The 23,216-nt window shown below is 70.6% G+C and carries 25 protein-coding genes and 1 pseudogene; 21 read left to right on the forward strand and 5 right to left on the reverse strand.

The window, feature by feature from the left end; translation table 11 throughout:
- Window positions 1-63: 63 nt before the first annotated feature.
- Together CRP50_RS21610 and CRP50_RS21615 are read right to left on the reverse strand one after the other, a co-directional pair.
- The gene (locus tag CRP50_RS21610; RefSeq protein ID WP_097281280.1) at window positions 64-2,403 is read right to left on the reverse strand and encodes a xanthine dehydrogenase family protein molybdopterin-binding subunit; all 2,340 of its coding nucleotides are present in this window, start codon (window positions 2,401-2,403) and stop codon (window positions 64-66) included.
- A gap of 85 nt (window positions 2,404-2,488) precedes the next feature.
- A complete protein-coding gene (locus CRP50_RS21615) occupies window positions 2,489-3,181 on the reverse strand; it encodes a GntR family transcriptional regulator (protein ID WP_097281281.1) in 693 nt (230 codons plus the stop codon).
- A gap of 72 nt (window positions 3,182-3,253) precedes the next feature.
- Between CRP50_RS21615 and CRP50_RS21620 the strand changes: the two genes are divergently transcribed.
- The 4 genes from CRP50_RS21620 (at window position 3,254) to CRP50_RS21635 (ending at window position 8,193) form a co-directional block, all read left to right on the forward strand.
- The gene (locus CRP50_RS21620) at window positions 3,254-4,471 is read left to right on the forward strand and encodes a benzoate/H(+) symporter BenE family transporter (RefSeq protein WP_097281282.1); all 1,218 of its coding nucleotides are present in this window, start codon (window positions 3,254-3,256) and stop codon (window positions 4,469-4,471) included.
- A 59-nt stretch (window positions 4,472-4,530) separates the two neighbouring features.
- Window positions 4,531-5,004, forward strand: coding sequence for a VOC family protein (locus tag CRP50_RS21625; protein ID WP_097281283.1), 474 nt, complete (start codon window positions 4,531-4,533; stop codon window positions 5,002-5,004).
- 194 nt (window positions 5,005-5,198) lie between these two features.
- A complete protein-coding gene (locus tag CRP50_RS21630; RefSeq protein WP_097281284.1) occupies window positions 5,199-6,431 on the forward strand; it encodes a multidrug effflux MFS transporter in 1,233 nt (410 codons plus the stop codon).
- Between the two features lie 145 nt (window positions 6,432-6,576).
- Window positions 6,577-8,193 (forward strand): sensor histidine kinase, encoded by a 1,617-nt coding sequence (locus CRP50_RS21635; protein WP_176525295.1) that lies wholly within the window; start codon window positions 6,577-6,579, stop codon window positions 8,191-8,193.
- Window positions 8,194-8,220: 27 nt separating this feature from the next.
- Here the strand turns inward: CRP50_RS21635 and CRP50_RS21640 are convergent, their stop codons facing one another.
- Together CRP50_RS21640 and CRP50_RS21645 are read right to left on the reverse strand one after the other, a co-directional pair.
- A complete protein-coding gene (locus CRP50_RS21640; protein WP_097281286.1) occupies window positions 8,221-11,274 on the reverse strand; it encodes a matrixin family metalloprotease in 3,054 nt (1,017 codons plus the stop codon).
- 688 nt (window positions 11,275-11,962) lie between these two features.
- Complete coding sequence (locus CRP50_RS21645; RefSeq protein WP_141415221.1) at window positions 11,963-12,433, reverse strand: helix-turn-helix domain-containing protein; 471 nt, start codon at window positions 12,431-12,433, stop codon at window positions 11,963-11,965.
- Between the two features lie 246 nt (window positions 12,434-12,679).
- Here CRP50_RS21645 and CRP50_RS21650 point away from each other — a divergent pair, with 246 nt between their 5' ends.
- The 3 genes and pseudogenes from CRP50_RS21650 to CRP50_RS26570 all read left to right on the forward strand — a co-directional run.
- Window positions 12,680-12,988 carry a helix-turn-helix domain-containing protein gene (locus CRP50_RS21650; protein WP_217992100.1) on the forward strand — a complete coding sequence of 103 codons (309 nt, stop codon included), beginning with the start codon at window positions 12,680-12,682 and terminating at the stop codon, window positions 12,986-12,988.
- A gap of 69 nt (window positions 12,989-13,057) precedes the next feature.
- Window positions 13,058-13,489: a hypothetical protein gene (locus CRP50_RS21655; RefSeq protein ID WP_097281288.1), complete on the forward strand. Its 432-nt coding sequence runs from the start codon at window positions 13,058-13,060 to the stop codon at window positions 13,487-13,489.
- Window positions 13,490-13,587: 98 nt separating this feature from the next.
- Window positions 13,588-13,800: pseudogene (locus CRP50_RS26570) on the forward strand (helix-turn-helix domain-containing protein); the annotation flags it as partial.
- A 230-nt stretch (window positions 13,801-14,030) separates the two neighbouring features.
- On the opposite strand, the gene CRP50_RS25285 reads toward CRP50_RS26570, so the two are convergent.
- Window positions 14,031-14,459, reverse strand: coding sequence for a hypothetical protein (locus CRP50_RS25285; protein WP_141415222.1), 429 nt, complete (start codon window positions 14,457-14,459; stop codon window positions 14,031-14,033).
- Between the two features lie 262 nt (window positions 14,460-14,721).
- Between CRP50_RS25285 and CRP50_RS21665 the strand changes: the two genes are divergently transcribed.
- The 14 genes from CRP50_RS21665 to CRP50_RS21725 all read left to right on the forward strand — a co-directional run bounded on the left by CRP50_RS21665 (window position 14,722) and on the right by CRP50_RS21725 (window position 23,213).
- Window positions 14,722-15,165: a hypothetical protein gene (locus CRP50_RS21665; protein ID WP_097281290.1), complete on the forward strand. Its 444-nt coding sequence runs from the start codon at window positions 14,722-14,724 to the stop codon at window positions 15,163-15,165.
- Between the two features lie 110 nt (window positions 15,166-15,275).
- The gene (locus CRP50_RS21670) at window positions 15,276-17,249 is read left to right on the forward strand and encodes a Mu transposase C-terminal domain-containing protein (protein WP_176525296.1); all 1,974 of its coding nucleotides are present in this window, start codon (window positions 15,276-15,278) and stop codon (window positions 17,247-17,249) included.
- Window positions 17,250-17,316: 67 nt separating this feature from the next.
- A complete protein-coding gene (locus CRP50_RS21675) occupies window positions 17,317-18,078 on the forward strand; it encodes an AAA family ATPase (RefSeq protein WP_097281292.1) in 762 nt (253 codons plus the stop codon).
- Complete coding sequence (locus tag CRP50_RS21680) at window positions 18,078-18,689, forward strand: hypothetical protein (protein ID WP_097281293.1); 612 nt, start codon at window positions 18,078-18,080, stop codon at window positions 18,687-18,689. The genes CRP50_RS21675 and CRP50_RS21680 overlap by 1 nt, the downstream gene beginning before the upstream one ends.
- A complete protein-coding gene (locus CRP50_RS21685) occupies window positions 18,686-19,039 on the forward strand; it encodes a hypothetical protein (protein WP_097281294.1) in 354 nt (117 codons plus the stop codon). The genes CRP50_RS21680 and CRP50_RS21685 overlap by 4 nt, the downstream gene beginning before the upstream one ends.
- Window positions 19,040-19,043: 4 nt before the next feature.
- Window positions 19,044-19,340 (forward strand): hypothetical protein, encoded by a 297-nt coding sequence (locus CRP50_RS21690; protein WP_097281295.1) that lies wholly within the window; start codon window positions 19,044-19,046, stop codon window positions 19,338-19,340.
- Entirely contained in the window at window positions 19,337-19,645 is a 309-nt protein-coding gene (locus tag CRP50_RS21695) for a hypothetical protein (RefSeq protein ID WP_097281296.1), read from the forward strand. Before CRP50_RS21690 ends, CRP50_RS21695 begins: the two co-directional genes overlap by 4 nt.
- A gap of 238 nt (window positions 19,646-19,883) precedes the next feature.
- Window positions 19,884-20,024, forward strand: coding sequence for a hypothetical protein (locus tag CRP50_RS25680; protein WP_176525297.1), 141 nt, complete (start codon window positions 19,884-19,886; stop codon window positions 20,022-20,024).
- 11 nt (window positions 20,025-20,035) lie between these two features.
- Window positions 20,036-20,734 (forward strand): DUF3164 family protein, encoded by a 699-nt coding sequence (locus CRP50_RS21700; protein WP_097281297.1) that lies wholly within the window; start codon window positions 20,036-20,038, stop codon window positions 20,732-20,734.
- Window positions 20,727-20,945: a hypothetical protein gene (locus CRP50_RS21705; protein WP_097281298.1), complete on the forward strand. Its 219-nt coding sequence runs from the start codon at window positions 20,727-20,729 to the stop codon at window positions 20,943-20,945. The genes CRP50_RS21700 and CRP50_RS21705 overlap by 8 nt, the downstream gene beginning before the upstream one ends.
- Entirely contained in the window at window positions 20,938-21,225 is a 288-nt protein-coding gene (locus CRP50_RS21710) for a hypothetical protein (RefSeq protein ID WP_097281299.1), read from the forward strand. The genes CRP50_RS21705 and CRP50_RS21710 overlap by 8 nt, the downstream gene beginning before the upstream one ends.
- A gap of 16 nt (window positions 21,226-21,241) precedes the next feature.
- Window positions 21,242-22,057: a ParB N-terminal domain-containing protein gene (locus tag CRP50_RS21715; RefSeq protein ID WP_097281300.1), complete on the forward strand. Its 816-nt coding sequence runs from the start codon at window positions 21,242-21,244 to the stop codon at window positions 22,055-22,057.
- 2 nt (window positions 22,058-22,059) lie between these two features.
- Entirely contained in the window at window positions 22,060-22,530 is a 471-nt protein-coding gene (locus tag CRP50_RS21720; protein WP_097281301.1) for a hypothetical protein, read from the forward strand.
- An 11-nt stretch (window positions 22,531-22,541) separates the two neighbouring features.
- Window positions 22,542-23,213: a DUF2786 domain-containing protein gene (locus tag CRP50_RS21725; protein ID WP_097281302.1), complete on the forward strand. Its 672-nt coding sequence runs from the start codon at window positions 22,542-22,544 to the stop codon at window positions 23,211-23,213.
- Window positions 23,214-23,216: the final 3 nt, after the last annotated feature.

Consider the following 23,216-nt stretch of genomic DNA (forward strand, 5'->3'; position numbering starts at 1 on the left):
TATAGCCTGTTCCGCCGCCCTTGCCCATGGGGCAGACATGCGGCGGCGCAGCAAACCGACCGATCATTCGGCGGCGGCTGCCGGCCCCGCCGCCGCCTGGATCGCCCGCCACACCTTCAATGGCGTCGCCGGCATGTCGATATGCGTCACCCCGAGCGGCGCCAGGGCGTCCAGCACGGCCGACACGGCGGCCGGGGTCGCGCCGATGGTCCCCGCCTCGCCGGCGCCCTTCACCCCGAGAAGGTTGGTGCGGCACGGGATCTCGACGGTCGAGAAGTCGATGTCGGGCAGCAGGTCGGCGCGCGGCAGGGCGTAGTCCATGAGCGAGCCGGTGAGCAGCTGCGCCGTCCCCGGCTCGTAGACCACTTCCTCCAGCAGCGCCTGCCCGACGCCCTGGCACAGGCCGCCGATGATCTGGCCCTTCAGCAGCAGCGGGTTGATGACGACGCCGACATCGTCCACCACCCAATAGCCCACCACGCGCACCGCGCCGGTGCCGGGGTCGACCTCCACCTCGCAGATGTGGCAGCCGTTGGGATAGGTGGCTTCCGGCGGCGTCCAGGCGGCCTGTTCCTTCAGGCCCGTCGCTTCCGGCACCACGGCCGGATCGAAGGCGGCGGCGGCGACTTCGGCCAGCGTCTTCACCTGGTTGGTGCCGCGGGCGCGGAAGGTGCCGTCATCGAAGCTCACGTCCTCGGCCGGCACGTCGAGCAGGCGGGCGGCGATGCCCTTGCCCGTCGCGATCACCTTGTCCACCGCCTGCGACAGCGAGGCGCCTCCGACCGGCAGCGAGCGCGAGCCGCCGGTGCCCTTGCCGGTCGGTACCACGGCGGTATCGCCCTGAACCACGCGGATGCGATCCACCGGCAGACCCAGTTCCGCCGCCACCATCTGGGCGTAGGCGGTCTCGTGGCCCTGGCCGCTCGACTGGGTGCCGATGAGCACGGTGGCGCTGCCGTCGGCGTCCAGGTGCAGGTGCGCCGTCTCGTCGCCGCCACCGCCGCAGGCCTCGATGTAATAGGACATGCCGAGGCCGCGCAGCATGCCGCGGGCTTTCGCTTCAGCCCGCCGCGCCTCGAACCCGGCCCAGTCGGCGCGGCGCATGCAGGCGTCCATGAGGCGGGCGAACTCGCCCGAGTCGTAGGTCTTGCCGAGCGCCGTGCGGTAGGGCATGGCCTCCGGCGGGATGAAGTTGCGCCGCCGCACCTCCTCGCGCGGAAGGCCGAGGCGGCGGGCCGTCGCTTCCACCAGACGCTCGATCACATAGGCCGCCTCGGGCCGGCCGGCGCCGCGGTAGGCGTCCACCGGCGCCGTATTGGTGACCATGCAGCGCACCCGCACGTGCGCCACCGGGATGGCGTAGACGCCGGTCATCATGGCGCTGCCGGCCATGGTGGGCACGAAGGCGCCGTATTGCGAGACGTAAGCGCCGACGTTGGCGCGGATGTCGACGCGGATGGCGCGGATGCACCCGTCGGCGTCAACGGCGGCCTCGGCGTGGGTGAGGTGGTCGCGGCCGTGGGTGTCGTTCTGGAAGCCCTCGCCGCGGTCGGCGATCCACTTCACCGGCCGCCCGACCGTGCGCGCCGCCAGCAGCACCAGGGCCTGTTCGTGGAACAGGAACATGCGCATGCCGAAGCCGCCGCCGACGTCGGGGCAGACCACCCGCAGCGACTCCTTGTCCACCTTCAGCACCGCCGTTGCCAGCCAGTCGCGCAACAGGTGGGAGCCCTGGCTGCCGGTGGTGAGGGTGAAGGCGCCCGCCGCAGCGTCCCATTCGCCGATGGCGCCGCGCGGCTCCAGCGGAGTCGGGGCGAGGCGGCTGTTCACCAGATCGAGCGCCACCACATGCGCCGCGCCGGCGAAGGCCTCCGCCACGCCCGCCGCGTCGCCCATATCCCAATGGAGCAGCACGTTGCCCGGCGCCTCGTCCCACAGGGCCGGCGCATCGGGCGCGGAGGCTTCCGCCAGATCGGCGACGGCCGGCAGGTCCTCGACGTCGAGCATCACGGCCTCGGCGGCGGCGCGCGCCTGTTCGAGCGTCTCGGCGACGACGAAGGCCACCGGCTCGCCGACGTAGCGCACCCGCTCGCGGGCCAGCACGGGGCGCGGCAGCAGCGGCATCTTGCCGCCGTCGGAGCCGCGCGGCAGCACCCCGACCGGCAGGTCGCCGATGCCCTGCGCCGCCAGATCGTCGGCGGTGAGCACGGCGAGCACGCCCGGCATCTCCCGCGCCGCCATTACGTCCAGCTCGCGGATGACGCCGTGGGCGAAGGGGCTGCGCACCACGACGCCGACGGTTTCGCCGGGCAGGCGGATGTCGTCGGTGTAGCGCCCGGTGCCGGTGAGGAACCGCTGGTCCTCCACGCGCCGCAGCGCCTGCCCCATGCCGAACCGTCCCATGCGTCACCTCCGGTAGCCGAGCGATCGGCTCGACCATACCGGATGGCTCGCCCGGCGGGAAGGAAGCGCGCGTCCGATGGGCCGTTTACGCGCCCTCCCGCTCCGCCAGGAAGGCCTCCAGCGAGACTTGCGCCTGCTCGACGTGCGCCACCACCACCCGGCAGGCGGCCTCGGCGTCGCCGGCGCGGCAGGCGGCGAGCAGGGCGCGGTGTTCCTCCTGCGACGGCCGGTTGTAGTCGAGCGCCGCCATCTGGAAGCGCAGGTAGCGGTCCACCGCCGCCAGGTGCTGCTCCACGAGGCCCAGCAGGCGCGGCAGGCCGCAGCGGGCGTAGAGGGTCATGTGGAAGCGGCGGTTCAGCTCGCCCATGCGGCCGGCGTCGGTCTCGGCGTCCATTTCCGCCGCCAGATCGGCCGCGAGGTCGAGGTCGGCCGCCGTCAGGTGCGGCAGCGAGGCGCGCAGGGCCGCCGGCTCCAGCGCCGCCCGGATGGCGCCGATGTCGGCCATGTCGGCGGCGGAAATCTCGGCCACCACGGCGCCCCGGTGGGGGTGGAACTCCACCAGCGCGCGGGCCTCCAGCTGGCGCAGCGCCTCGCGCACCGGCATGCGGCTGACGCCGAAGGCCGTGGCGATGTCCTCCTGGCGCAACGGCGCGCCGCCCGGCACGGCGCCCGACAGGATGGCGTCGCGCAGGGCCGCCTCGATGAACTCCGTTGCCGTGCGGAAGCGCGGCCGGTGGCGCGCGACGAAGGCCGAAAGGTCGAGGGGCGGCTGGGTCATGACAGGCGGCGCACCTTGCGTGGATATTGGATCCAATATACGCTTCCCCGACTGAACAGGGGAGCACGAACCATGGCATCATCGACAGCGGGCCGCGGCCTGTCCACCCAGGCGGCCGCGACCGGCGTGCTGGTGGCGCTGGTGGGCTACGCCAGTTCCGTGGCGGTGGTCATCCAGGGGCTGACGGCGGTGGGCGCGAGCCCGGCGCAGGTGGTGTCGGCGCTGGTGGGCGTCGGGCTCGCCATGGGACTGCCGGCCATGATCCTCAGCCGCTGGACGCGCATGCCCGTGAGCATCGCCTGGACGACGCCCGGCATGGCCCTGCTGGCCGGCGGCGCGGCGGTGGAGGGCGGATTCGCCGCAGCCGTCGGCGCCTTCGTGGTCACCGGCGCGCTGGTCATGCTCGCCGGGTTGTGGGCGCCGCTCGGACGGTGGGTGGCGGCCATCCCCAAGCCCATCGCCAACGCCATGCTGGCCGGCATCCTTCTGAAGCTGTGCCTGGCGCCTTTCGTCGCCGTCGGGCAGGCGCCGGTGGTGGCGCTGCTGGTGCTGGCGACGTGGATCGTCGTCGGCCGCGTCGCCCGCCTCTACGCCGTGCCGGCCGCCGTCGCCGTGGCGCTGGCCGCCATGGTGGTGCAGGCCCCGGCCGGCGCGGCGGACGGCTTCGCGTGGCCGGCGGTGACCCTGGTGACGCCGGTGTTCACCGTAGAGGCGCTGATCGGCCTCGCCCTGCCGCTGTTCGTGGTGACCATGGCGTCGCAGAACATCCCCGGCCTCGCCGTGCTGCACACCTTCGGCTACCGCCCCAAGGTGCCGCCGCTGTTCCTGCTGACGGGTGCGGCCTCGGTGGTCACGGCGCCGCTCGGCGCCCCGACCGTGAACCTCGCCGCCATCACCGCCGCCCTCTGCGCCGGCCCCGACGCCGACGCCGACCGCGGCCGGCGCTGGCAGGCGGCCTTCGTCGGCGGCCTCGGCTACATCGCGCTCGGGGTGCTGGCGGCGGTGACGGCGGCGCTGGTGCTGCGCTCGCCGCCCATCCTCATCGAGGCGGTGGCCGGCCTCGCCCTGGTCAACGCCTTCGGCGGCGCCGTGCAAGGCGCCGTGCAGGACGAGGACTACCGCCTGCCCGCCCTCATGACCCTGCTCACCACCGCGTCGGGCCTGACGCTGGGCGGCATCGGCTCGGCCTTCTGGGGGCTGGTGATCGGCGGCGTGCTGGTTCTGCTGCACCGCCGCAGCGTGCCCGCCGCAGCGCCCGCCACCGCAACGCGAGATTCCGGAACACAATAAGAACATGCTGTGCTAGCATGGCGGCCGTCCACCCTTCATCCCCCAGAGGAGGATCCGTCATGGTCGAGCCCGTTCCCGCCGCCTACGGCGCCGTCACCGCCTATCTCACCGTCGCCGACGCCGCCGCCGCCCTCGACTGGTACGCCAAGGTCCTGGGCGCCGAGGAACTCATGCGCATGGACTTCGGCGACGGCCGCATCGGCCATGGCGAGATGCGCCTCGGCGACCGCATCGTCATGCTGTCGGGCGAGTTTCCCGAGATGGGCGCCCGCAGCCCGCAGCACTACGGCGGCAGCCCGGTCGGCCTGCTGCTCTACGTACCCGACGTCGACGCCCTGGCGGCGCGGGCGGTGGAGGCCGGCGCGAGCCTCGCCTCGCCGGTGGAAACCCAGTTCTACGGCGACCGCATGGGGACGATGATCGACCCCTTCGGCCACAAGTGGTTCATCGCCACCCACGTCGAGGACGTGCCGCCCGAGGAGATGGAACGCCGCGCCGCCGCCTGGCGGACCGAGCAGGCGGCCAAGGGCTGAGCGTCCCGCCAGGCCGGCGTCCCGCCGCGGGCGGCCCCGCCGCGGCGGCCACAACGGCCCGTGCCTCGGCGGACGACCGTGCTACCCTGAAGCCTTGCACCAGACGCAGGGGCGGCCGGCGGAACCCTCCGCCGGCCGCTGCCGTTGTCGGTCGCCGCCCCACCGCCCCCAGCCACCGCACACCAGGAGCCCGCATGGCCCGTAGCACCAGCGACACCGCCCGCGCCGAGGACATGGCCTTCGGCGAGTTCGTGGCGATCGTCGCGCTGATGATGGCCCTGACGGCGCTGTCCATCGACATCATGCTGGTGGCGCTGCCCGACATCGCGGCGAGCTACGCCCTGTCGGACCCCAACGACCGCCAGTTGGTCATCACCGCCTACCTGCTCGGCTTCGCCGCCGGGCAGCCGGTGTGCGGCCCCCTGTCCGACCGCTTCGGGCGCAAGCCGGTGCTGGCCGCCGGCATCCTGGTGTTCGGCGTGGGGTCGCTCGGCGCCCTGGCGGCGCCGGACTTCGGCTGGCTGCTGTGGGCGCGGGCGCTGATGGGCCTGGGGGCGGCGGCGCCGCGCATCATGGCCATTTCCATCGTGCGCGACCGTTTCGCCGGGCGCGGCATGGCGCGCGTCATGTCCTTCGTCATGATGATCTTCATCATCATCCCCATCATCGCGCCGTCGCTCGGCGCCCTCATCCTGCTCGGCGGCGACTGGCACTGGATCTTCGCCGCCCTGTTCGCCGTCGGCCTGCTGCTGCTCGCCTGGACCGGCATCCGTCTGCCCGAAACCCTGCCGCCGGCCAAGCGCCGGCCGCTGTCGCTCGGCTCCGTCGGCGAAGCTGCCCGCACGGTGGTGACGACGCGCCAGACGGTGGGGTACACGGTCGCCATGGGCTTCATGTTCGGCGCACTCATGACCTACATCGGCAGCGCCCAGCAGGTGTTCATGGACGCCTACGACGTGTCCGCCGAGGTTTTCCCGCTGCTGTTCGCCCTGGTCGCCTCGGTCATGGCGCTGGCGTCGCTGACCAACGCCCGGCTGGTGGAGCGCATCGGCATGCGGCGGGTGTCGCACGCCGCCCTGCTCGGCTTCGTCGCCGCCGGCGCGGTGCTGGCCGCGTTCGGCTTCCCCGGCCATCCGCCGCTGGCGGTGCTGGTGGCCTTCCTGATGGTCACCTTCTTCTGCTTCGGCCTCATCGCGCCCAACTTCAACGCGCTCGCCATGGAGCCGCTCGGCCACATCGCCGGCATGGGCTCGTCCTTGACCGGCTTCTACGGCACCGCCGGCGGCGCCGTGTTCGGCTGGCTGGCGGGCCAGGCCTACGACGGCACGGTGCAGCCGCTCACCATGGGCTTCGCGGCCTTCGGCGTGCTCGCCCTGGTCTGCGTGCTGGTGACCGAGCGCGGCCGGCTGTTCGGCGGCCACCACTAGCAGCGAAGTTTCCACGGCAGGGTCCATTTGGCACGTTCTCTCCGGCTTGCGCCTCGGCTACTCTGTGGCCGGGGCAGGCGTGGGGACGATCATGCCGAGGGGAGCGGACGACACTTCGGGAACCAGACCGGCGACGGCAGCCGACATGCCCGGCGGCCGGCAATCGGTGTTGCCGTGGATCCTGGCGGTGTTGGTGACGGTGCTGTCGCTGCTGGTGGTGCTGAAGTTCGACCAGGTGGAGCGCCAGCGCCTGCGCGAGGAAGAGCGCAACAGCCTGCTCAGCCAGCTCGACACCGTCCGCGCCCGCATGGAGGCGGCCATCAACGGCCCCATGCTGCGGGCGCGCGGCATCGTCGCCTACATCGTCACCCACGGCGACATAACCCCCGAGGTCTTCGAGAACATGGCGGCCGTGCTGCTGGACGGCCACCGCAGCGTCCGCAACATGGTCGTCAGCCGCGGCATGGTCATCGCCATGACCTATCCGCTGGCCGGCAACGAGAGCGTCATCGGGGTCGATTACAGCGCCGTGCCCGAGCAGGAAGCCATGGTGCGCAAGACCATCGAGCGCCGGGCGCCGCTGCTGCAGGGGCCGGTGCCGCTGATCCAGGGCGGCACCGGGCTGATCGCCCGCACGCCGGTGTTCCTGCCCGCCAGCGACGGCGGCCCGGAGCGCTTCTTCGGCATGGTCAACGTGGTGCTCGACATCCCCAGGGTCTGGGCCGACGCCGGCATCGACGCGCCGGACCTGCCCTTCCAGCTCGCCATCCGCGGCCGCGACGGGCTCGGCGCCGAGGGCGAGCTGATCTGGGGCGACGAGGCGGTGTTCCGCCACGACCCGGCACAGATCGACGTCGCCCTGCCGCTCGGGTCGTGGCGCATGGCCGCCATTCCGCGCGGCGGCTGGGAGGCCGTGGACGGCGGCATGACCACCCTGCGCGCCCTCGGCGGCCTCGTGTTCCTGCTCATGGCCTTCACCGCCTTCGGCACCGCCCGCCACATCACCCGCCGGGCCGCCGTCGAACAGGCCCTGCGCGCCAAGACGTTGGAGCTGGAACGGTCCAACGCCGACCTGGAAAGCTTCGCCTACGCCACCTCGCACGACCTGCAGACGCCGCTGCGCAACATCGTCAGCTACGCCCAGTTGCTGGAGCGGCGCTATCACGGCAAGCTCGGTCCCGACGCCGACGACTACATCGGCTTCCTGGTCGGCAACGCGACGCGGCTGTCGACGCTGGTACGCGACCTGCTCGACTACGCCCGCATCGCCGACCATGCCGCCCACCGCTCGGCGCTCGGGGTGGCGGAGGCGGTGGCCGAGGCGCTGCGCAACCTGGACGCCGACGTCACCGCCAGCGGCGGCGAGGTGAGCGTCGGCGCCCTGCCCGCCCTGCAGGTGGACGCGCGGGTGACCAGCGTGTTCCAGAACCTGATCGGCAACGCCCTGCGCTATGCCCGCCCGGGCGTGCCGCCGCGGGTGCGGGTGACCGCCGAGGTGGACGAAAGCGGCCGCTGGGTCTTCACCGTCGCCGACAACGGCATCGGCATCGAGCCGCAATACTTCGACCGCATCTTCGGCCTGTTCCAGCGCCTGGACGCCCCCGGCCCGGGCAGCAGCGGCGGCTCGGGCGTCGGACTGGCCGTGTGCAAGCGTATCATCCACCAGTTCGGCGGTGAGATCTGGGTGGAAAGCGCCCCCGGCGAAGGCTCCCGCTTCCGCTTCACCCTGCCCGCCGCCGGCCGCGCCGCCGCCGCCGAATAGCCGCCGGGGCGCGAGAGGGTGCGAGCATCAGGAAAAGAAGGAGGTGTCCGCCTGGAAAGCACCACGGCCTTCCGCCACGCCCCAGTGCAGATAGTGGCCCAGCGGGTCCATGCCGGCCTGTGCGACATCGGGATTGTCCCGAAGGTACCGATCGCCGTCGAACAGCGGTCCGGCATCACGCCCCTCACGCGCACCCCATGTCGTGTAGTGCTGCCAACTGGTCATTTCAGCGGCCTGCACCGCGGCCGCGACATCGGGATTGCGCGTCAGGTACCAGGCCGCGTCGAACAAGGCGTTAGGCGACCGGTTCTCCGCCGCACCGAACTGCCGGAAATGCTGCTCGGCCGAAGAAAATGACCCTGCGGCTACGGCTGCCGCCACGTCGGGATTCGTTCGCAGGTACAGGGCAGCGTCGAAGCCGTCGGCAGTCGCGTCGACCGTCGGCAGAACGACCGCGCCGTCGCCGAAGACCATGACCTCCACGTCGGTCAAGCGGTCGGTGCCGTCGATACCTCGCGCATCCACGACGACGACTTGTCCGTCCGCCCCACGCGCCATGGCGTAGGCGCTTCGAGGTCCGCTGAACACCGCGGCATCGACACCCGCACCCCCCTGAAGAACATCGTCGCCGGCCCCGCCCGCAAGGCGGTCGCCCTCGTCACCGCCGGACAGGGTGTCGTTACCCGCATCGCCGGACAGCATGTCGCGGCCGCTGGTGGACCCGATGTAATCGTCGCCGCCACCGCCGGCGAGCGTGTCGTCCCCGGGACCGAGAACGATGGTCTGGGCAGCGTCGTCTCCGACGACACGTTGCGCTCCGGCACCGCCGCTAAGGGTGACCGGACCAAGAACTGCCAGGAATTCCACGCCGTTCACAGCTACAGGGGAGCCCGCCGGAAGCCCGCGTCCGTCCAGAACGACGGCTTCGGTGGCTTCTCCGCCGGTGATGGCGATGGGCCCAAGCGGGCTCGATGCTCCTGACGCCGTAGGCGCCATGGTCGTCACAGCCACCAGGGCGCCCGCCGGCAGCGCCTCGGCGAAGGTGGCGGCCCCAGCGCCCAGACTTGCCGGCAGACCCAGCAGGGACTGCAGCACCGAAAGGGCCCCGGCAACCGGCAGAGGCTCCAGCGGACCCGCAGCGGACAAGGCCATACCCCGCGGCAACGACACCGTCAGCCCGGAACCGACGCTGGCCGCACCAAGAAGAACCACGACCGGCTGATCGTCGGGTGGTGCCGTGACCGTGATCGTGGTGCCGGCGACTCCGCCGACGGTCGCAGGCGTCCGCTGCACCGTCGACCCGCCGACGAGTTCGGTGGTCGTTCCGCCGCCGCTTCCGCCATCGGATCCGCCGCTGGAGCCCGTCGGGGCAACCCGGCGCAGATCGGTACCCTCTGCCTTCAGCTGCGAAACGTCAAAAAGCCCCTTCATGTGGACGACCACGTCGGCCTGCCCGGCTACGCCGTCGACGTCGAGGTACAGAACCGTCGTGTCACCAGGGCCCGCAGCAACCTGGACTGCCCCTGCCGCCACGGCCGTGCCGTCACCGCCGCTGATGGCGCCGCTGAAGGAGGCACCGGTGGCTCGGATACGGTCACCCATGTCGAGGTCATCGATGATATCCGTGTCGCCCGCCCCGACGATGAAGACATCGTCGCCCAGGCCGCCGACCAGCGTATCGTCGCCGTCGCCGCCCTGCAGCGTGTCCGCCCCTGCCCCGCCGTCGAGGCTGTCGGCGTCGGCGCCGCCTTCCAAAGTGTCGTCGGCGGCGCCGCCCAGCAGGACGTCGGCTCCGTCGCCGCCCACCAGGTGGTCCGTGCCGGCGCCGCCGTCGAGGGTATCGGCGCCGGCCCCGCCGATCAGGCCATCAGCCCCGTCGCCGCCGAGCAGGGAATCGTCGCCGTCGCCGCCGTTCAGGGAATCCGACCCGTCGCCGCCGGAGAGGGTATCCGCGCCGATGCCGCCGAGCAGGATGTCGCCGCCGGCATCGCCCGCCAGGGAGTCGTCGCCCGCTCCGCCGTCGAGGCTGTCGTCGCCGGCGCCGCCGACGAGGGTATCGGCGCCGTCACCGCCGAGCAGCGTGTCGTTGCCGTCGCCGCCGGACAGGGAATCGGTGCCGCCGTTGCCCTGCAGGCGGTTGTCGGCGACGTTGCCGACGATGGTGTCGTTGCCGCTGCCGCCGACGGCGTTCTCGATCAGCGAACGGGCGTCGCCCTGGTACTGGTAGGGATTGGCGATGTTGCCCGCCGCGTAGGTGCCGCCGGAATTGTCGAGAAGAGCATACTGCCCCCCCAGCGCCGTCCACCCGCCGGGTTCGAGCGAGACCTGCAGCGCCGTCGCGTAGGAGGCGAAGTTGTAGGTGTCGTCGCCGCCGCCATCCCACAGCGTCATCAAGACGACCGGGGCCGTCGGATCGAAGCTGTAGATCGTGTCGCCCGCGTTGTTCGCCCAATTGGGGCCGTAGAGGTGCTGGACCGCCGCGATGTCGTTGAGCATCGGCCGGGACGGGTAGCTGCCCGGCGCGATGGTGTAGCTGCTGACCGGGCCGCCGATGGTCGACCGATAGCTCATGACCGACAGCGGCACGCCGTCGGCAGTCGGATCGGCGGCCGGGAAACCGTTGACGGCCTGGTCCGGGTGTTTGAGCCCGAGGGCGTGGCCGATCTCGTGCACCAGCGTGAAGTAGGGATAGCGCCCGGTCGAGAAGTCGCCCGCCACGGCGGCGCCCAGCTGGATGTCGCCGCTTTCCGCGGTCGCACCGGGAAAGGCGACCGTGCGGGCCGTCAAATTGCCGATATCACTGTAGCGGTAGATCCGCATGTCGGCGGGTTCGGCCGCGCCCTCGGTGAAGGTCAGGTTCGCGACGTCCGACCAGCTTTGCAGCGCCGACCGCACGGCGGCCATCTCGGTCACGGTCAGAGCATGGAAATCGTCACCGTCGGGCCCCGACGTATACCCCGTGACCTCGCCGACGAGCGTCGGAAAGCCGAAGGTCAGCGCCGAGGCGTTCCACTTGCTGCCGTAGAGGAGCGAATCGATGGTGGTCGAGCCGCTCGCCCCGACCAGCGTTCCGGTTGCCATTGCCTTGTTCCCCGCACCGCGCCGGTCCGCTCCACCGCCCTCTCCCGACGGTGGCATGGCGTGGACCGCACGTTGATATCATTCAGCGATAAAAGGATACCAAAAGGAACTTTTTACAAGGCAAAAGTCAACCTACGGCTAATTGGCGCCACTCTAGATCGCCCAGCGCGCGCCATTACCGCCATCGCTGCGGGACGCGACCAGCGCCTGCCCGGCCCCGTCTCCGTGGTTCTGGGACGCAGGTGGTTCCAGGTGCGAGAAGACCTGTGGGGAGGTGATCGGTTTGGCACTCAAGGGGGACGGTGAGAAGGGCGCCTAACCGGCGGATTTCTGCGCCTTTCGGGGCTACGGCCGCTTTGGCACCCGGTGAGCCGTTCTGCGCCAATCTGATCGGGGATCGATTGGAAATCGGCAGCGCTTTGGCACCAGACTGATCGGGGAACGATCTTTATCGGTGGTGGCGACCACCGGCGGGGTATGCGCCCACGGCTGCGCGCCCGGTGGGTGCATATGGCGCGCGTGACGATCACCCGTCAACGACTCTTCAACCCACCGCCGCTATCACGGTCGGCAGTGCCCCCTGCCAACCGTGATCCATCCATGTAGTTGCCTCACCGTAGAACAGCCTGGAAGCCTCAGAAACCCTGCGGCGAGGCCGGGCCGTGGGTGGGGGCGTCGCGTACCAATCTCAGGCCTGGCGTTTGGCGTGGGCAGGATCGGCGGCGTCGCGGCGCAACTGGGCACGGTGTTCCTCAATTCGGCCAGCGAGGGCCAGGCCCTGACCAATGGGATCGTCGGGTGCCTCGGCGACGATCTGGTTGTACCAGCCGGCGGCCACCTGCCCGACCTGGATGTCGGCAATCCCGACGCCCTGAGCCTTGTACAGCGCCTTGATGGCATCAACGACGCGGCCCATTAGCTGCGCGTCTACCTGCGCAGCGTTTTTGCTGCCAAGCATCGTACCCTCTCCGGTCAGCAGCCAGTGTGCGTCGAAGCCGAGGCGGACCAGTTGCTCGAGAACATCTGCCTTCGGCAGTTTCCCTTCGAGTTCATAGCGCTGCCAGGAGTTGATACCGAGCCCGAGCTTTGTCGACAACTCCTGCTGGCTCATCCTGAGGTGCTGGCGCACCGCCCTCAGTCGACCTGATACATCATTCATGATGTGAAGCTCCCAGGGGCCAAAGCTTCACACGAGACCTTCACTGGGACGGCGCTGTGAAGGTCCTGGAAAAAGTCTGATCTATCAATGCAATAAGGCTGGTTGTGGCACCCCCGCCGCCCCATGGGCGAGAGACGGTGACCTTCACATCTTTTTCCATGTTGACGACAACACCGAAACGGATGTATGCCTATTCCTGCGCCGGGAATTGGCGCGGTCACAGAACCTAGACCAGCACGGGGCGATATGATCAAGCCGAAGGACATTCCGACGTCTCCGCACGAACGGCAGCTGTGGGTGAGCATGCAGCTGAAACTGCGCGGGAAGACGCTCGCCGGCCTGGCCCGAGACAACGGGTGGGGCAAGACGACGATGTACTTCGCCATGCGCAGTCCGAGTTATCCGCAGGAACAGGTCATCGCCGACGCGCTTGGGATCGCTGTGCGCGACCTGTTCCCGGAGCGGTACGACGCCATCGGCAATCGCATCCACCCGACCCGCAGTAAAGCGGACGGTGATCCCGAGAGCAATGTCGAAGGCCTGGCGGCCGCCTAGGCACCGCCAGGCCTAACGCGGCGGGGGCCGCGACGGGGAAAGCAGCTTTTTCGCAGGGGAGTACCATTGATGACGATGACCAACCGGCTGGCCGAGAGCCAGCAGGAAACCCTGGCGGCTTGCCCGCTGCCGGCCGACACCGTGTTCATGCTGCGCTGTGACGAGGCGGCGGCGACGTTCGACGAGTTGTACCGCCTGACGTGGCCGAACATCGGCGACACGGGCTGCACGCTGACCGTCGTCGGCGGCGACGTGGTGGCGATCCTGTCCGTCATGCACGACGCTGACACCATCGCCACCTATGTGAACCGGGCCGCCGGTGGAGATGATCCGTTCATCGGCAAGGCCAGGGGCATCCAGGCGCTGTTGAAGGACCGCCTCGGCTTTCTGAGCACGGACCTGATGCCGACGCAGGTCCTGCTGGACGGCGCGCCGCTGGTCGACCTGGATCTGGATGACCTGGTCGCGCGGATCGCGGCGCGGCGGGAGGCGGGGGAATGAAGATGACCCGCCCCATCGGGATCGACGAGGTGCTGGAAGAGCGCAAGGCGATCCGGCAGGAACAGCAGGCGCGTCGCGCCATCCGCCGCGCGGAGATCATGTCCCGGCTGTCGCCTCCGCCGTCGTGGCGCCGGTGGCGCGGGACGGTCGCGAGGCTGCGCGCCAGCATCGTCGACGCCCGGAAGGCCGCAGGCCTGACGCAGGCCGATGCCGGTTTGCTGATCGGTGTGTCCCAGCGGACGTACCGCGACTACGAACGCGGCGCGATCGAGCTGCAGTGCGCCAAGGTGATCCAGCTGGCGGCGTTGCTGGGTCTGACCGTCACGGTGGGCGCGTGCGGCAATGGGCAGAATTCTGCCCATTCGAAGCGGCCGACGGATGCGGGGGATGGCAGCCATGATGCCGCCGCCGGGGCGGCCGCGCAAGAGGGCTTCGGGATCATCGAGCGCGTGAACGGCTTCCGGCTGGACCCAGCCCCCGCGCCGGAGCACGGGAGCCGGGATGTGGAGACGGTTCAGCGGGTGAATGACGTCCGGTCTACTCAGATGGCGGAGTTCTGACATGAACCGGCAAGCGCCGACAGTGCCCGATACCAGAACTCCGTATCTCCATACACGCGGTACGGCGCTGGATCAAACAGAGGCTCTGCATCACGCACTTCCCCCACTGCCCTTATTGCATGGGACAGAAGTCCCCGATACGAGGTCCCCACATAATCTTCCAGTTCTGCCGCTGCGCGGATCAGAAGAAGCGCCTCCAGTGAAGCCGCGACCGCACCAAAGCGGAGAAGCTCGGGTTCAGTCGCAGTCTTCAGAATTTTCTTCTGTTGGGCGGGAGTGGCGCCGACAAGCGCGGCTACGTCGTCAACGTGCTTTGCTTGCCACTCTGCCCACCCCACCAGGCCCATGGCGGCGAGCTTGGTACAGAGCCTGTCGATTGCTGCTTCAGTCCATCCAGCGCCTTGCTCCATCGCGAGGCCCCGAGCTTCCTGGGCGTACCGGTGAAGAGACATAGTTTTCCCCTGGTGGTTGCTTTCCCACCTCCACTCTAGGGGAAGCGGCGGCGGTCGTCACGGGGGCATTCCCCGGCCCGTCCCACCCGTGGCGACCGCGCCGCACCAACCTCCCCCGCACTGGCCGTCAACCCCGGTGCGGTTCCTCGGCCCGGCGCGTCGCGCGCGCAAAACGGCGCGCCGGGTCCTTTTCCACCCCATCAAGGGCAAGAGCAACATCATGACCAGGACGATCAAAGATCCTCGGCAGCTGGTGCTTGACGACTTGTACCAGGTGCCGCCGGCCCGACCGGCAACCCCCGGAAGCCTGCGGATCGCGGACGCGGTCTGCGAGGCGATGTCGGCGGCGCTGAAGGCGTCCTGCCTCAGCCGTTCCGAGATCTGCACCCGCATGAGCGACCTGACCCTCGACCGCATCACCGAACCGATGCTGAACGCCTGGACGGCCGCCAGCCACGGGCGGCACCGCTTCCCGCTTGAGTACGCGGCCGCGTTCGAGACGGCCGCCGAGACCGCCTGCCTGATCGAGCTGCTGGCCAGCCATCGCGGCAGCCTGGTGCTGCACGGGCGGGAGGCGCAGGACGCGCAGCTCGGCTGGGTGCGGCGCCAGCTGACGCAGCTGCGGGCGGCGGAGCGGACCCTTCTGCGGGAGGCATCGCGATGAGCGGGCTCATGCTGAGGGCGAGTGAAATCGCCAAGGCTACCGGAACAAAGCACACCGCCGTTCTCAATCGCGCGAAGCGTGAGAACTGGCCGCACACCGAAGCGAAAGACATGGGCGGCCGCATCAAGCTCTTCGACGCCCGCCGCCTTCCCCAGGACGTTCGGGAGGCGCTCGTCGCCCATGCGGCCCAGGCACCGGCCCAGATGGACCTGCCGCTGCCGCCGGTAGCCGTCGCCGCTGCGCCAACGCCCCCCTCGGCCGTCGGCTTGGCGGACTGGCAGCGGCGGTGCCGCGATGCCCGCATGGCGGTGTTGATGGAGGTCGACCGCTTGGCCGCGGTCGGCGGCATCAACAAGGCGGTCAAGACGCTGGTGGCGCTCGCCTCGGCCGGACAGTTGCCGAGGGCGCTGCAAGAGCTGGTGCCCGTCGCCAATGCGCGGGCCGGCGGAAACGGGGCACGGACGCTTTCCGAGCGCACCCTGAAGCGGTGGCGGTCGGACTTCGCGGCCGGCGGCCCCGCGGCGCTGGTGCCGGCCGACACCCGCACGCCGACGGCGCCGGCGGGCTGGGAGAAGCTGTTCCTGCGGCTCTACCGCATCCCCAGCAAGCCGTCGATCGCCGAGACGCTGGAACGGCTGGCCGAGCGCCTGCCCGAGGACGTCGACATGCCGTCCTACGAGCAGGCCCGCCGCTTCCTGAAGGGTCTCGGTGCGGTGGAGCGCGACCGCGGACGCCGCAGCAGTGGTGCCCTGCTGGCGCTCAAGGGGCACAAGCGCCGGTCGACCGCCGGCCTCCTGCCCATGCAGGTGGTCAGCGCGGACGGCCACAACCTCAAGCAGGGCGTGGCCCACCCGAAGCACGGCCGGCCGTTCACGCCAGAGGTGGTCACCATGCTCGACAGCGCCACGCGCCGGATCGTCGGGTGGTCCACCGGCATAGCGGAAGCCAGCCACGTCACCCTCGACGCCCTCCGCTGCACGGTCAGCACCCACGGCCTTTTCGACATCTTCTACACCGACAACGGGTCGGGCTTCGTCGCCAACGTCATGGGCGGCGAGGTGCTGGGGCACCTGGCGCGCCTCGGCATCACCCATGAGACGGCGACGCCCGGCCGCGCCCAGGCGCGCGGCAAGATCGAGCGCCTGCAGGCGATGTGGAAGCGGGCGGCCCGCCGAATCGTCACCTATCGCGGCCGCGACATGGACCGCGAGGCCCTGATCCGCATCGACCGCCGGATCACCAAGGCCATCCGCGAGAACGGCGCAAGCGACTGGCTGATGCCGTGGGAGACCTTCATGGCGTGGTGCCAGGAAACGGTGGACGCCTACAACGCCCGGCCGCACAGCGCGCTGCCTCGCATCACCGATCCGATCACCGGCAAGCTGCGGCACATGAGCCCCGACGAGGCGTGGCAGAAGCATCTGGACGAGGGGTGGCAGCCGCACACGCTGCCCGAGACGGTGCTGGAAGACCTGTTCCGCCCCTACGAGGAACGGACGGTCACCCGCTGTGAGGTGAGCCTGCCCTGGGGCCGGTACTACGCGACCGCCTTGGAGGACTGGCACGGCGAGAGGGTTCGGGTCGGCTACGACATCCACGATGGCAGCCGGGTGTGGGTGCGGACGCTTGACGATGGCCGCCTGCTGGCGGTCGCGGAGCGCGACGGCAACGTCATCCCCGAAATGCCGGAGAGCAAGCTGGAGCACGCCGCTGTCAAGCGCGCCCAGGGCCAGATCAAGCTGCTGGATCGCCACCGTGAAGAGGCCCTGGCCGCCCTGCCGACCCGCCATGGCGGCACGCGGCCGGCGCCCGAGCCGGCACCCCAGGACCGGCTGATGATCAGCCAGTCGGTGGAGCGCCTGAAGGCGGAAATGTCCGCCCCGGCGCCGACGCCGACCCAGCCGCAGACCCCGAAGGAACGATACCGCAAGGCGCTGGCCGTGCAGGCCGCGCGCGAGGCCGGCCGGCCGGTGGATGCCGCGGATCTTCAGTGGCTGGAGCGCTACCAGAAGCAGTCGGAGTTCCGGGTGCAGCAGGAACTGCACCAGGACTTCGGCGGGGCCTACGTCGCGGAAACGGCGTGACCCGAAAAGGATGCGGCCGGGGGTCGAGCCCGGCCGCGAGGTGACTAGTACCTTCCAGAGGACCGTTATGACCCAGACCTCCCTTACCGTCAATGCCCCCGCCGCCAGTGGTGGCACCATCGCGCCGCTGACCAACGTCGCGCTGTTCGCCGACATGCTGACGCGCCTGATCGAACGGCCGGCGCACCTGCCCGGCATCGGCGTGTTCCACGGCTTCTCGGGCTACGGAAAGACCTGGTCGGCCCGCTACGGCGCCAACAAGCGGCGCGCCTTCTACCTGGAGTGCGGCGAGAGCTGGACGAAGCTGAAGTTCCTGCGGTCGCTGCTGATCGAGATGGGGCGCAAGCCGCGCGGCACCGCTGCCGACATGATGGAGGAGGCGATCTCGGCGCTGGCCATGACCGGCCGGCCGCTGATCGTCGACGAGGGCGACCAGATCGTGAAGCGGGGCTACATCGAAGCCATCCGCGAACTGCACGACCAGTCCGGCGCGCCGATCGCCCTGATCGGCGAAGAGGGCCTGCCCGACATGATCGCCCGTGCGTCCGAGCGGACCCACAACCGGGTTCTCGTGTGGCAGCCGGCCCAGCCCGCCAGCGTCGACGACGCCCACGTCCTCGCCCAGCTGTTCCACGCCGACGTGGAGATCTCCGCCGGCCTGATGGCCGCCCTGGTCAAGGCCAGCGGCGGGCGGCCCCGGCGTATGGTGGTCAACCTCTACAACATCGCCGCCGAGGCTGCGGTGAACGGGTGGGGTGCGGTCGACGAGGCGGCCTGGGGTGACCGGGGCTTCTACACCGGCCAGACGCCGGCCCGGAGGGTCGGCTGATGGGGCGCCGTCCGGTGGATGAAGAGGCCAAGCTGTCGGTGCGAGTGCCGCGCGGCCAACAGGGCTTCTGGGACATCATGCGCGAGCTGCGGCGGTTCCGGCTGGCCGACGTCGACCAGCGGTGCAACGTCCACCGCGAAACCATCCGCGGCTACCTGAAGGGCCTGGAGCGCGCCGGCTTCGTCGAGCCCGTCGGAAAGGACGGCGATCATACCGTCTACGAGCTGCGGCGCGATCAGCCCGACGCTCCGTCGGTGCGGCGGGACGGCACCCTGCGCAAGCCTGCCCTGGGGCAGGAGCAGATGTGGCGGGTGATGAAGATGGCCGGCGCCGGAGGCTTCTCGGCCGACGACCTGGCCGTCACCGCCAGCACCGAAGAGGACCCGGTGGCGGTGGAGACGGCGCGCCGATACCTCCGGGCGCTGCACCGGGCCGGGTACCTCGCCGTCGTCACGCCCGGCAAGACCACCGGCGGCCGCACGGTCTACCGCCTCCTGCCGAACATGCGCACCGGGCCGCTGGCGCCGCAGATCCAGCGCATCAAGGCGGTGTGGGACCCCAACCTGCGGCGCCACGTCGGCACCGCCGAGGTCGAGGGAGGCGCGTCATGAGCCATCGCGACAAGGCCGCCGCCGCCTGGCCCGATCTGCCCGACTGGGTGGCGGTGCTGGCCGAGCGGTGCGACCAGGCCAGCCAGCAGAAGGTGGCGCGCACGGTCGGGTACTCGGCCGCGACCCTCAGCTACGTCATCGGCAACCGGTACAACGGGGACCTCGGCAAGGTCGAGCAGGCCGTGCGGGCGACACTGATGGCCGCCGAGGTGGCCTGCCCGGAACTGGGCACCATGGCCCTCGTGCAGTGCATGGAATGGCGCGAGCGCGCCAAGACCTTCGAGACCACCAGCAGCTTGCGCAGGCAGATGTACGACGCCTGCCGCAGCTGCCCCTTCAACGGGGAGTGAAGGCATGTTCAGCGACCGCTTGCGAAACCTTGCACGGGATGTGCGCATCCAGCGGCACCAGCATTCGACGGCGCAGCGCGTGCTGGCCGACCAGCTGGACTACCTCGCATCCATGGCGCCCTGCGCGACGGTGGCCGACCGCCTGCGCGAGACGGCGGCGGGCCTCCGCACGCTGGCCGACATGGACCCGTGGGAGGCCATGACGCCGATCGAACTCCAGCAGTTCGCCGACTTCCTGGAGCTGGCGGCCGGCACCGCCGAACGGTCGGAGCGCCGCAGCGCGGCAGGGGGTGCGGCATGAAGCCGCCGCGGATCGGCGAGCGGCATCACCTGCCCGACGGGCGGTGGGGGACCATCGTCACCACGCGCGGTGCGGCCCGTGGCGGAAAGGTGTGGTGTGGGGTCAGCCTCGACGAGGGCGGCATCGTGTGCCTCTCCATCGAGACCGGCGAGACCGAGGACCGCCTGATGGTCACCGACGTTCCCGTCGGCCAGGCCTTCGAGCTGGCGCAGTTGGTGATCGGCGGGGCGTCCGTCGCCATGCCCGTGCAGTCCCAGCTCCTGCTGCTCGCCCATGCCCTGATCGCCACGGCGAGGCCGTCATGAGCCGCCGCCCCCCGATCAAGCCGCCCAAGACCCGCTTCGCTCATGTCCCCGGCGGCGGCCCTACTGGCAAGACCTGCGGCGACTGCGGCCACCGTCGTTTCGACGGCAGGACGAAGTACACCTGCCAGGAAGCCGCCCGCATGGCCGGGCTGCGGCCCGAGGCCTGCCAACCGGTCCCGGCGACCACGGACGCCTGCAAATACTTCACCCCCGCCACACCCCGACCTGGAGACCCGCGATGACCCTGCGTCACCTCCTGCTCGGCCGCCTGCTGACGGTCCTGCGGCCGCCGCCGGCGCCGCTGCCCCACGCGGAGCGGCTCGCCCTTTCCGGCGCCGCCAGCGACCCGCGCGCCAAGACCATCACCCCCACCACCTGACCGAGGACAGCATGACCACCACCACCGACCTCCCCGCCGGTTACATGAAGGACGCCAAGGGGCGCCTCGTGCCCGAGAGCATGGTGAAGGATCACGAGCGCCTGGAGGACCAGACCGTTCGGACCATCATCGGCTTCGCCCAGGACCTCGCCGCGCAGATCGGCCGGTTCAAGGGCCACACGTTCGAGGACGTGGCGACCCACCTCGACCTGGTCGCCGACAAGTACGGCCACCGGCCGCGCGGCCTGGACGGCAAGGGCAACGTCACCCTCTCCACCTACGACGGCACCATGCGCGTGCAGGTCCGCATCAACGACCAGCTCGACTTCGGGCCGGGCCTGCAGGTCGCCAAGGACATGATCGACGACTGCCTGCGCACCTGGAGCGTCGACGCCCGGCCCGAGCTGCAGGCGCTGGTGACCGAGGCCTTCCGCACCGACAAGACCGGTACGGTCAGCCGCGAGGCGGTGTTCCGCCTGCTGCGGGTCGAGATCCAGGACCCGCTGTGGCAGCGCGCCATGGAGGCTCTGCGCGAGAGCATCCGCGTCGTCGGCTCGAAGACGTACATCCGCCTGCAACATCGCCCGAGCGGCGCCCAAGGGTGGGCCACCATCGCCATCGACCTCGCCAGCGCCGAGGTGCCCGAGGGCATGGTCACGTCCCACCTGGACGGCGCCGGCGGCGAGAGCGGGGAGGTCGACCATGGGTAAGCCGCTGGAGTTCCCGCCCGTCGGCGACATCGTCTTCGTTCCGCCCGGCCTGCAGGGGCCGATCAAGGCGAAGACCGCGCTGCCCTGTGGGGGCGCTCGCCTCGAAGTGGAGCAGGAAAAGACCGGCGTCGTGTACGTCGCGACGATCCGGGTCATGCCGGGCAGCCGCGTCGACATCTCCATCTCCGCGCCGGAGGCCACCAATGGCTGACCGGGTCACCTGCGGCTGCCCGGCCTGTCGGGTGGCGGACCATGCCGCTCAGGTCGCGGCCGAAGCGAAGGTCGTCGGCACCGAGGACGACACCATCGGCCTGCTGCTCGCCGCCGTCGTCAAGGCCGGGCGCAAGGCCGGCTGGGACGGCGCGAAGATCGCCCACGTCGTCCTGCGAGCCGGTGGCCAGTTGATGGTCGAGCATCTGGCGGAAACCGCGATCCCCGGCACCCCTGCACCGCCGCCTCCGGCACCGTCCGCCCGCGGCCGGCTTCACTGAGGGAGGGACTAGAGCCATGACCGACACCCCCTCGACCACCTACGGCACGCCGCCGCGCTTCGCATGGCTGCCGACGGATACGCTGGTCGTCGACGAACGCTACCAGCGGAGCATCACCAAGGACGGCTGGAAGCGCATCCGCAAGATGGCGGCCGCCTTCGCGTGGCAGAAGTTCGGCGTCCTGCTCGTGAGCGAGGGGGACCGCATCGGCGATCACGCCGTCTTCGACGGTCAGCACCGTCTGGAGACGGCCCGCCTGCTGAAGCTGCCCGAGGTGCCCTGCATCATCGTGGACGCACCGGACCTCGCGGCGCAGGCCGTGGCGTTCAAGGGCGTGAACAAGGACCGCATCGGTGTCACGCGGGTCAACATCTTCTGGGCCGATCATGCCGCCGGCGTGCCGCAGGCCGTCGCCATCAAGGAGCTGTGCGACGCCTGCGGGGTGGTGATTTCCCGTGTCGGCACCGGACGCCAGAAGCCGGGCCACACGGTGGCCCTGGCCGCCATTGAAGCCTGCATGGCCCTGGACGAAGAGAGCCTCCGCCAGGGCCTGCGCGCCCTGGTGACGGCACAGGGCGAAGCCGAGAACGCCTTCCGGTCGGCGACGATCAAGGCCCTGACGCGGTTGCACGCCATGAACCCCGGCAAGGTCGAGCAGGAACGCCTGGTGCGCATCCTGGCCGATCTGGACCTCGACGACGAAATCGACGAGGCGCGGATCGCGGCCAAGAGCTTCCGCGGCAAGACTGAGATCGCCCTGCAGATGCGGCTGACCCGCGCCTACAACAAGAACCTCGGCGCCGACCGCCGCCTGGAAGAGCCGAGGCTGTGAGCATGCCGCACACCGACGCGCTGCTCCGGTGGGGCCTGTGGCTCTGCCTCCATCACCAGGACGCCGGCGAGCCCGTGACGCCCGTCGACGTGCTCGACCGCTGGCATGCCGAGCAGCCGGGCGCCGTCGAGCTGGTCGACGACATCGTCTGGATCACCCACCGGACCACCGTCGCCAGCCACGTCCGCGCCGAGTGGCCGGTGCCGCGCATCCGGTTCGGCCGGGGCATGGAACCGGTGCTGGAGATCCGCGACCGGGCCTCGGGCGAGATCCTGGCCAGCGCCCGCGGCGACGAGCTGGGGACGATCGGGCTGGCCCTGCTGTCGGCCGACGATCCGCCGGCGCCGCCGGTGGAGGTGGCGGTGGTCGAGCCTCGCGCCAGCGATCTGGGACGTCCCGACCCCGAGGACTGGCGCGAGCGGACCAGCCAGCTCCCGCCCCCGCCGCCGCGCGGGCAGCTTTCTCTCTTCTGACGGAGGGCCTGATGGCCGACAAGGACACGATCAAGCGGCGCATCCAGGCGCTGCTGGGCAAGACCACCGACCGCGGCTGCACCGATGCCGAGGCGGAAGCGGCCGCCGCCATGGCTGCCCGCCTCATGAGCGAGCACGGCCTGTCGCGCGAGGACCTGGTGATGGACGTCGACCGGGCGCCGTCGACGGCCCGCCCGACGGCGGTAGACCGTCTGTGGTCGGTGCTGGCCCACTACACCGGCTGCGTCAGCGTGCGCGAGGTCGGCATCCAGTCCCGGCGCGCCTACGTCGGCGAGCAGCCGGGGCCGACCATCGCCGTGTACCTGCACACCTACCTGCATCGCCATATCGAGGCGGCCGTCCGGCGCTACCAGGACAGCCGCGAGTACAAGCGCAAAAAGGCGGGCGGGTCCCGCCGGCGGGCCTGCGAGGCCTTCCGCGCCGGCATGGCGATGCGGCTGGAGCGGACCCTGGCGCAGCACTTCGACCGGCCCGACCCGGCCCGCATCGCTGCCGCCAAGACCTACCTCGCGACGCTCTACACCGGGCTTGAAGCGGACGGAACGAAGAAGCCCTCGACGAGGCACATGCGGGCGGCGGCGGCCGGGTACGTGGCCGGGGGCGAGGTGGAGATCCGCAACGGCCTCGCCGGCGGCACCGCCGGCCTGATCGGGAGGGAGTGATGG

The organism is Caenispirillum bisanense, assembly GCF_900230255.1.
Taxonomy (GTDB): Bacteria; Pseudomonadota; Alphaproteobacteria; order Rhodospirillales; family Rhodospirillaceae; genus Caenispirillum; species Caenispirillum bisanense_A.

Coding starts and splice junctions, on each gene's coding strand:
- CRP50_RS21610 (WP_097281280.1), bottom strand. CDS start 2,403: ATGGGACGGTTCGGCATGGGGCAGGCGCTGCGGCGCGTGGAGGACCAG.
- CRP50_RS21615 (WP_097281281.1), bottom strand. CDS start 3,181: ATGACCCAGCCGCCCCTCGACCTTTCGGCCTTCGTCGCGCGCCACCGG.
- CRP50_RS21620 (WP_097281282.1), top strand. CDS start 3,254: ATGGCATCATCGACAGCGGGCCGCGGCCTGTCCACCCAGGCGGCCGCG.
- CRP50_RS21625 (WP_097281283.1), top strand. CDS start 4,531: ATGGTCGAGCCCGTTCCCGCCGCCTACGGCGCCGTCACCGCCTATCTC.
- CRP50_RS21630 (WP_097281284.1), top strand. CDS start 5,199: ATGGCCCGTAGCACCAGCGACACCGCCCGCGCCGAGGACATGGCCTTC.
- CRP50_RS21635 (WP_176525295.1), top strand. CDS start 6,577: ATGCCCGGCGGCCGGCAATCGGTGTTGCCGTGGATCCTGGCGGTGTTG.
- CRP50_RS21640 (WP_097281286.1), bottom strand. CDS start 11,274: ATGGCAACCGGAACGCTGGTCGGGGCGAGCGGCTCGACCACCATCGAT.
- CRP50_RS21645 (WP_141415221.1), bottom strand. CDS start 12,433: ATGAATGATGTATCAGGTCGACTGAGGGCGGTGCGCCAGCACCTCAGG.
- CRP50_RS21650 (WP_217992100.1), top strand. CDS start 12,680: ATGATCAAGCCGAAGGACATTCCGACGTCTCCGCACGAACGGCAGCTG.
- CRP50_RS21655 (WP_097281288.1), top strand. CDS start 13,058: ATGACGATGACCAACCGGCTGGCCGAGAGCCAGCAGGAAACCCTGGCG.
- CRP50_RS25285 (WP_141415222.1), bottom strand. CDS start 14,459: ATGGAGCAAGGCGCTGGATGGACTGAAGCAGCAATCGACAGGCTCTGT.
- CRP50_RS21665 (WP_097281290.1), top strand. CDS start 14,722: ATGACCAGGACGATCAAAGATCCTCGGCAGCTGGTGCTTGACGACTTG.
- CRP50_RS21670 (WP_176525296.1), top strand. CDS start 15,276: ATGGGCGGCCGCATCAAGCTCTTCGACGCCCGCCGCCTTCCCCAGGAC.
- CRP50_RS21675 (WP_097281292.1), top strand. CDS start 17,317: ATGACCCAGACCTCCCTTACCGTCAATGCCCCCGCCGCCAGTGGTGGC.
- CRP50_RS21680 (WP_097281293.1), top strand. CDS start 18,078: ATGGGGCGCCGTCCGGTGGATGAAGAGGCCAAGCTGTCGGTGCGAGTG.
- CRP50_RS21685 (WP_097281294.1), top strand. CDS start 18,686: ATGAGCCATCGCGACAAGGCCGCCGCCGCCTGGCCCGATCTGCCCGAC.
- CRP50_RS21690 (WP_097281295.1), top strand. CDS start 19,044: ATGTTCAGCGACCGCTTGCGAAACCTTGCACGGGATGTGCGCATCCAG.
- CRP50_RS21695 (WP_097281296.1), top strand. CDS start 19,337: ATGAAGCCGCCGCGGATCGGCGAGCGGCATCACCTGCCCGACGGGCGG.
- CRP50_RS25680 (WP_176525297.1), top strand. CDS start 19,884: ATGACCCTGCGTCACCTCCTGCTCGGCCGCCTGCTGACGGTCCTGCGG.
- CRP50_RS21700 (WP_097281297.1), top strand. CDS start 20,036: ATGACCACCACCACCGACCTCCCCGCCGGTTACATGAAGGACGCCAAG.
- CRP50_RS21705 (WP_097281298.1), top strand. CDS start 20,727: ATGGGTAAGCCGCTGGAGTTCCCGCCCGTCGGCGACATCGTCTTCGTT.
- CRP50_RS21710 (WP_097281299.1), top strand. CDS start 20,938: ATGGCTGACCGGGTCACCTGCGGCTGCCCGGCCTGTCGGGTGGCGGAC.
- CRP50_RS21715 (WP_097281300.1), top strand. CDS start 21,242: ATGACCGACACCCCCTCGACCACCTACGGCACGCCGCCGCGCTTCGCA.
- CRP50_RS21720 (WP_097281301.1), top strand. CDS start 22,060: ATGCCGCACACCGACGCGCTGCTCCGGTGGGGCCTGTGGCTCTGCCTC.
- CRP50_RS21725 (WP_097281302.1), top strand. CDS start 22,542: ATGGCCGACAAGGACACGATCAAGCGGCGCATCCAGGCGCTGCTGGGC.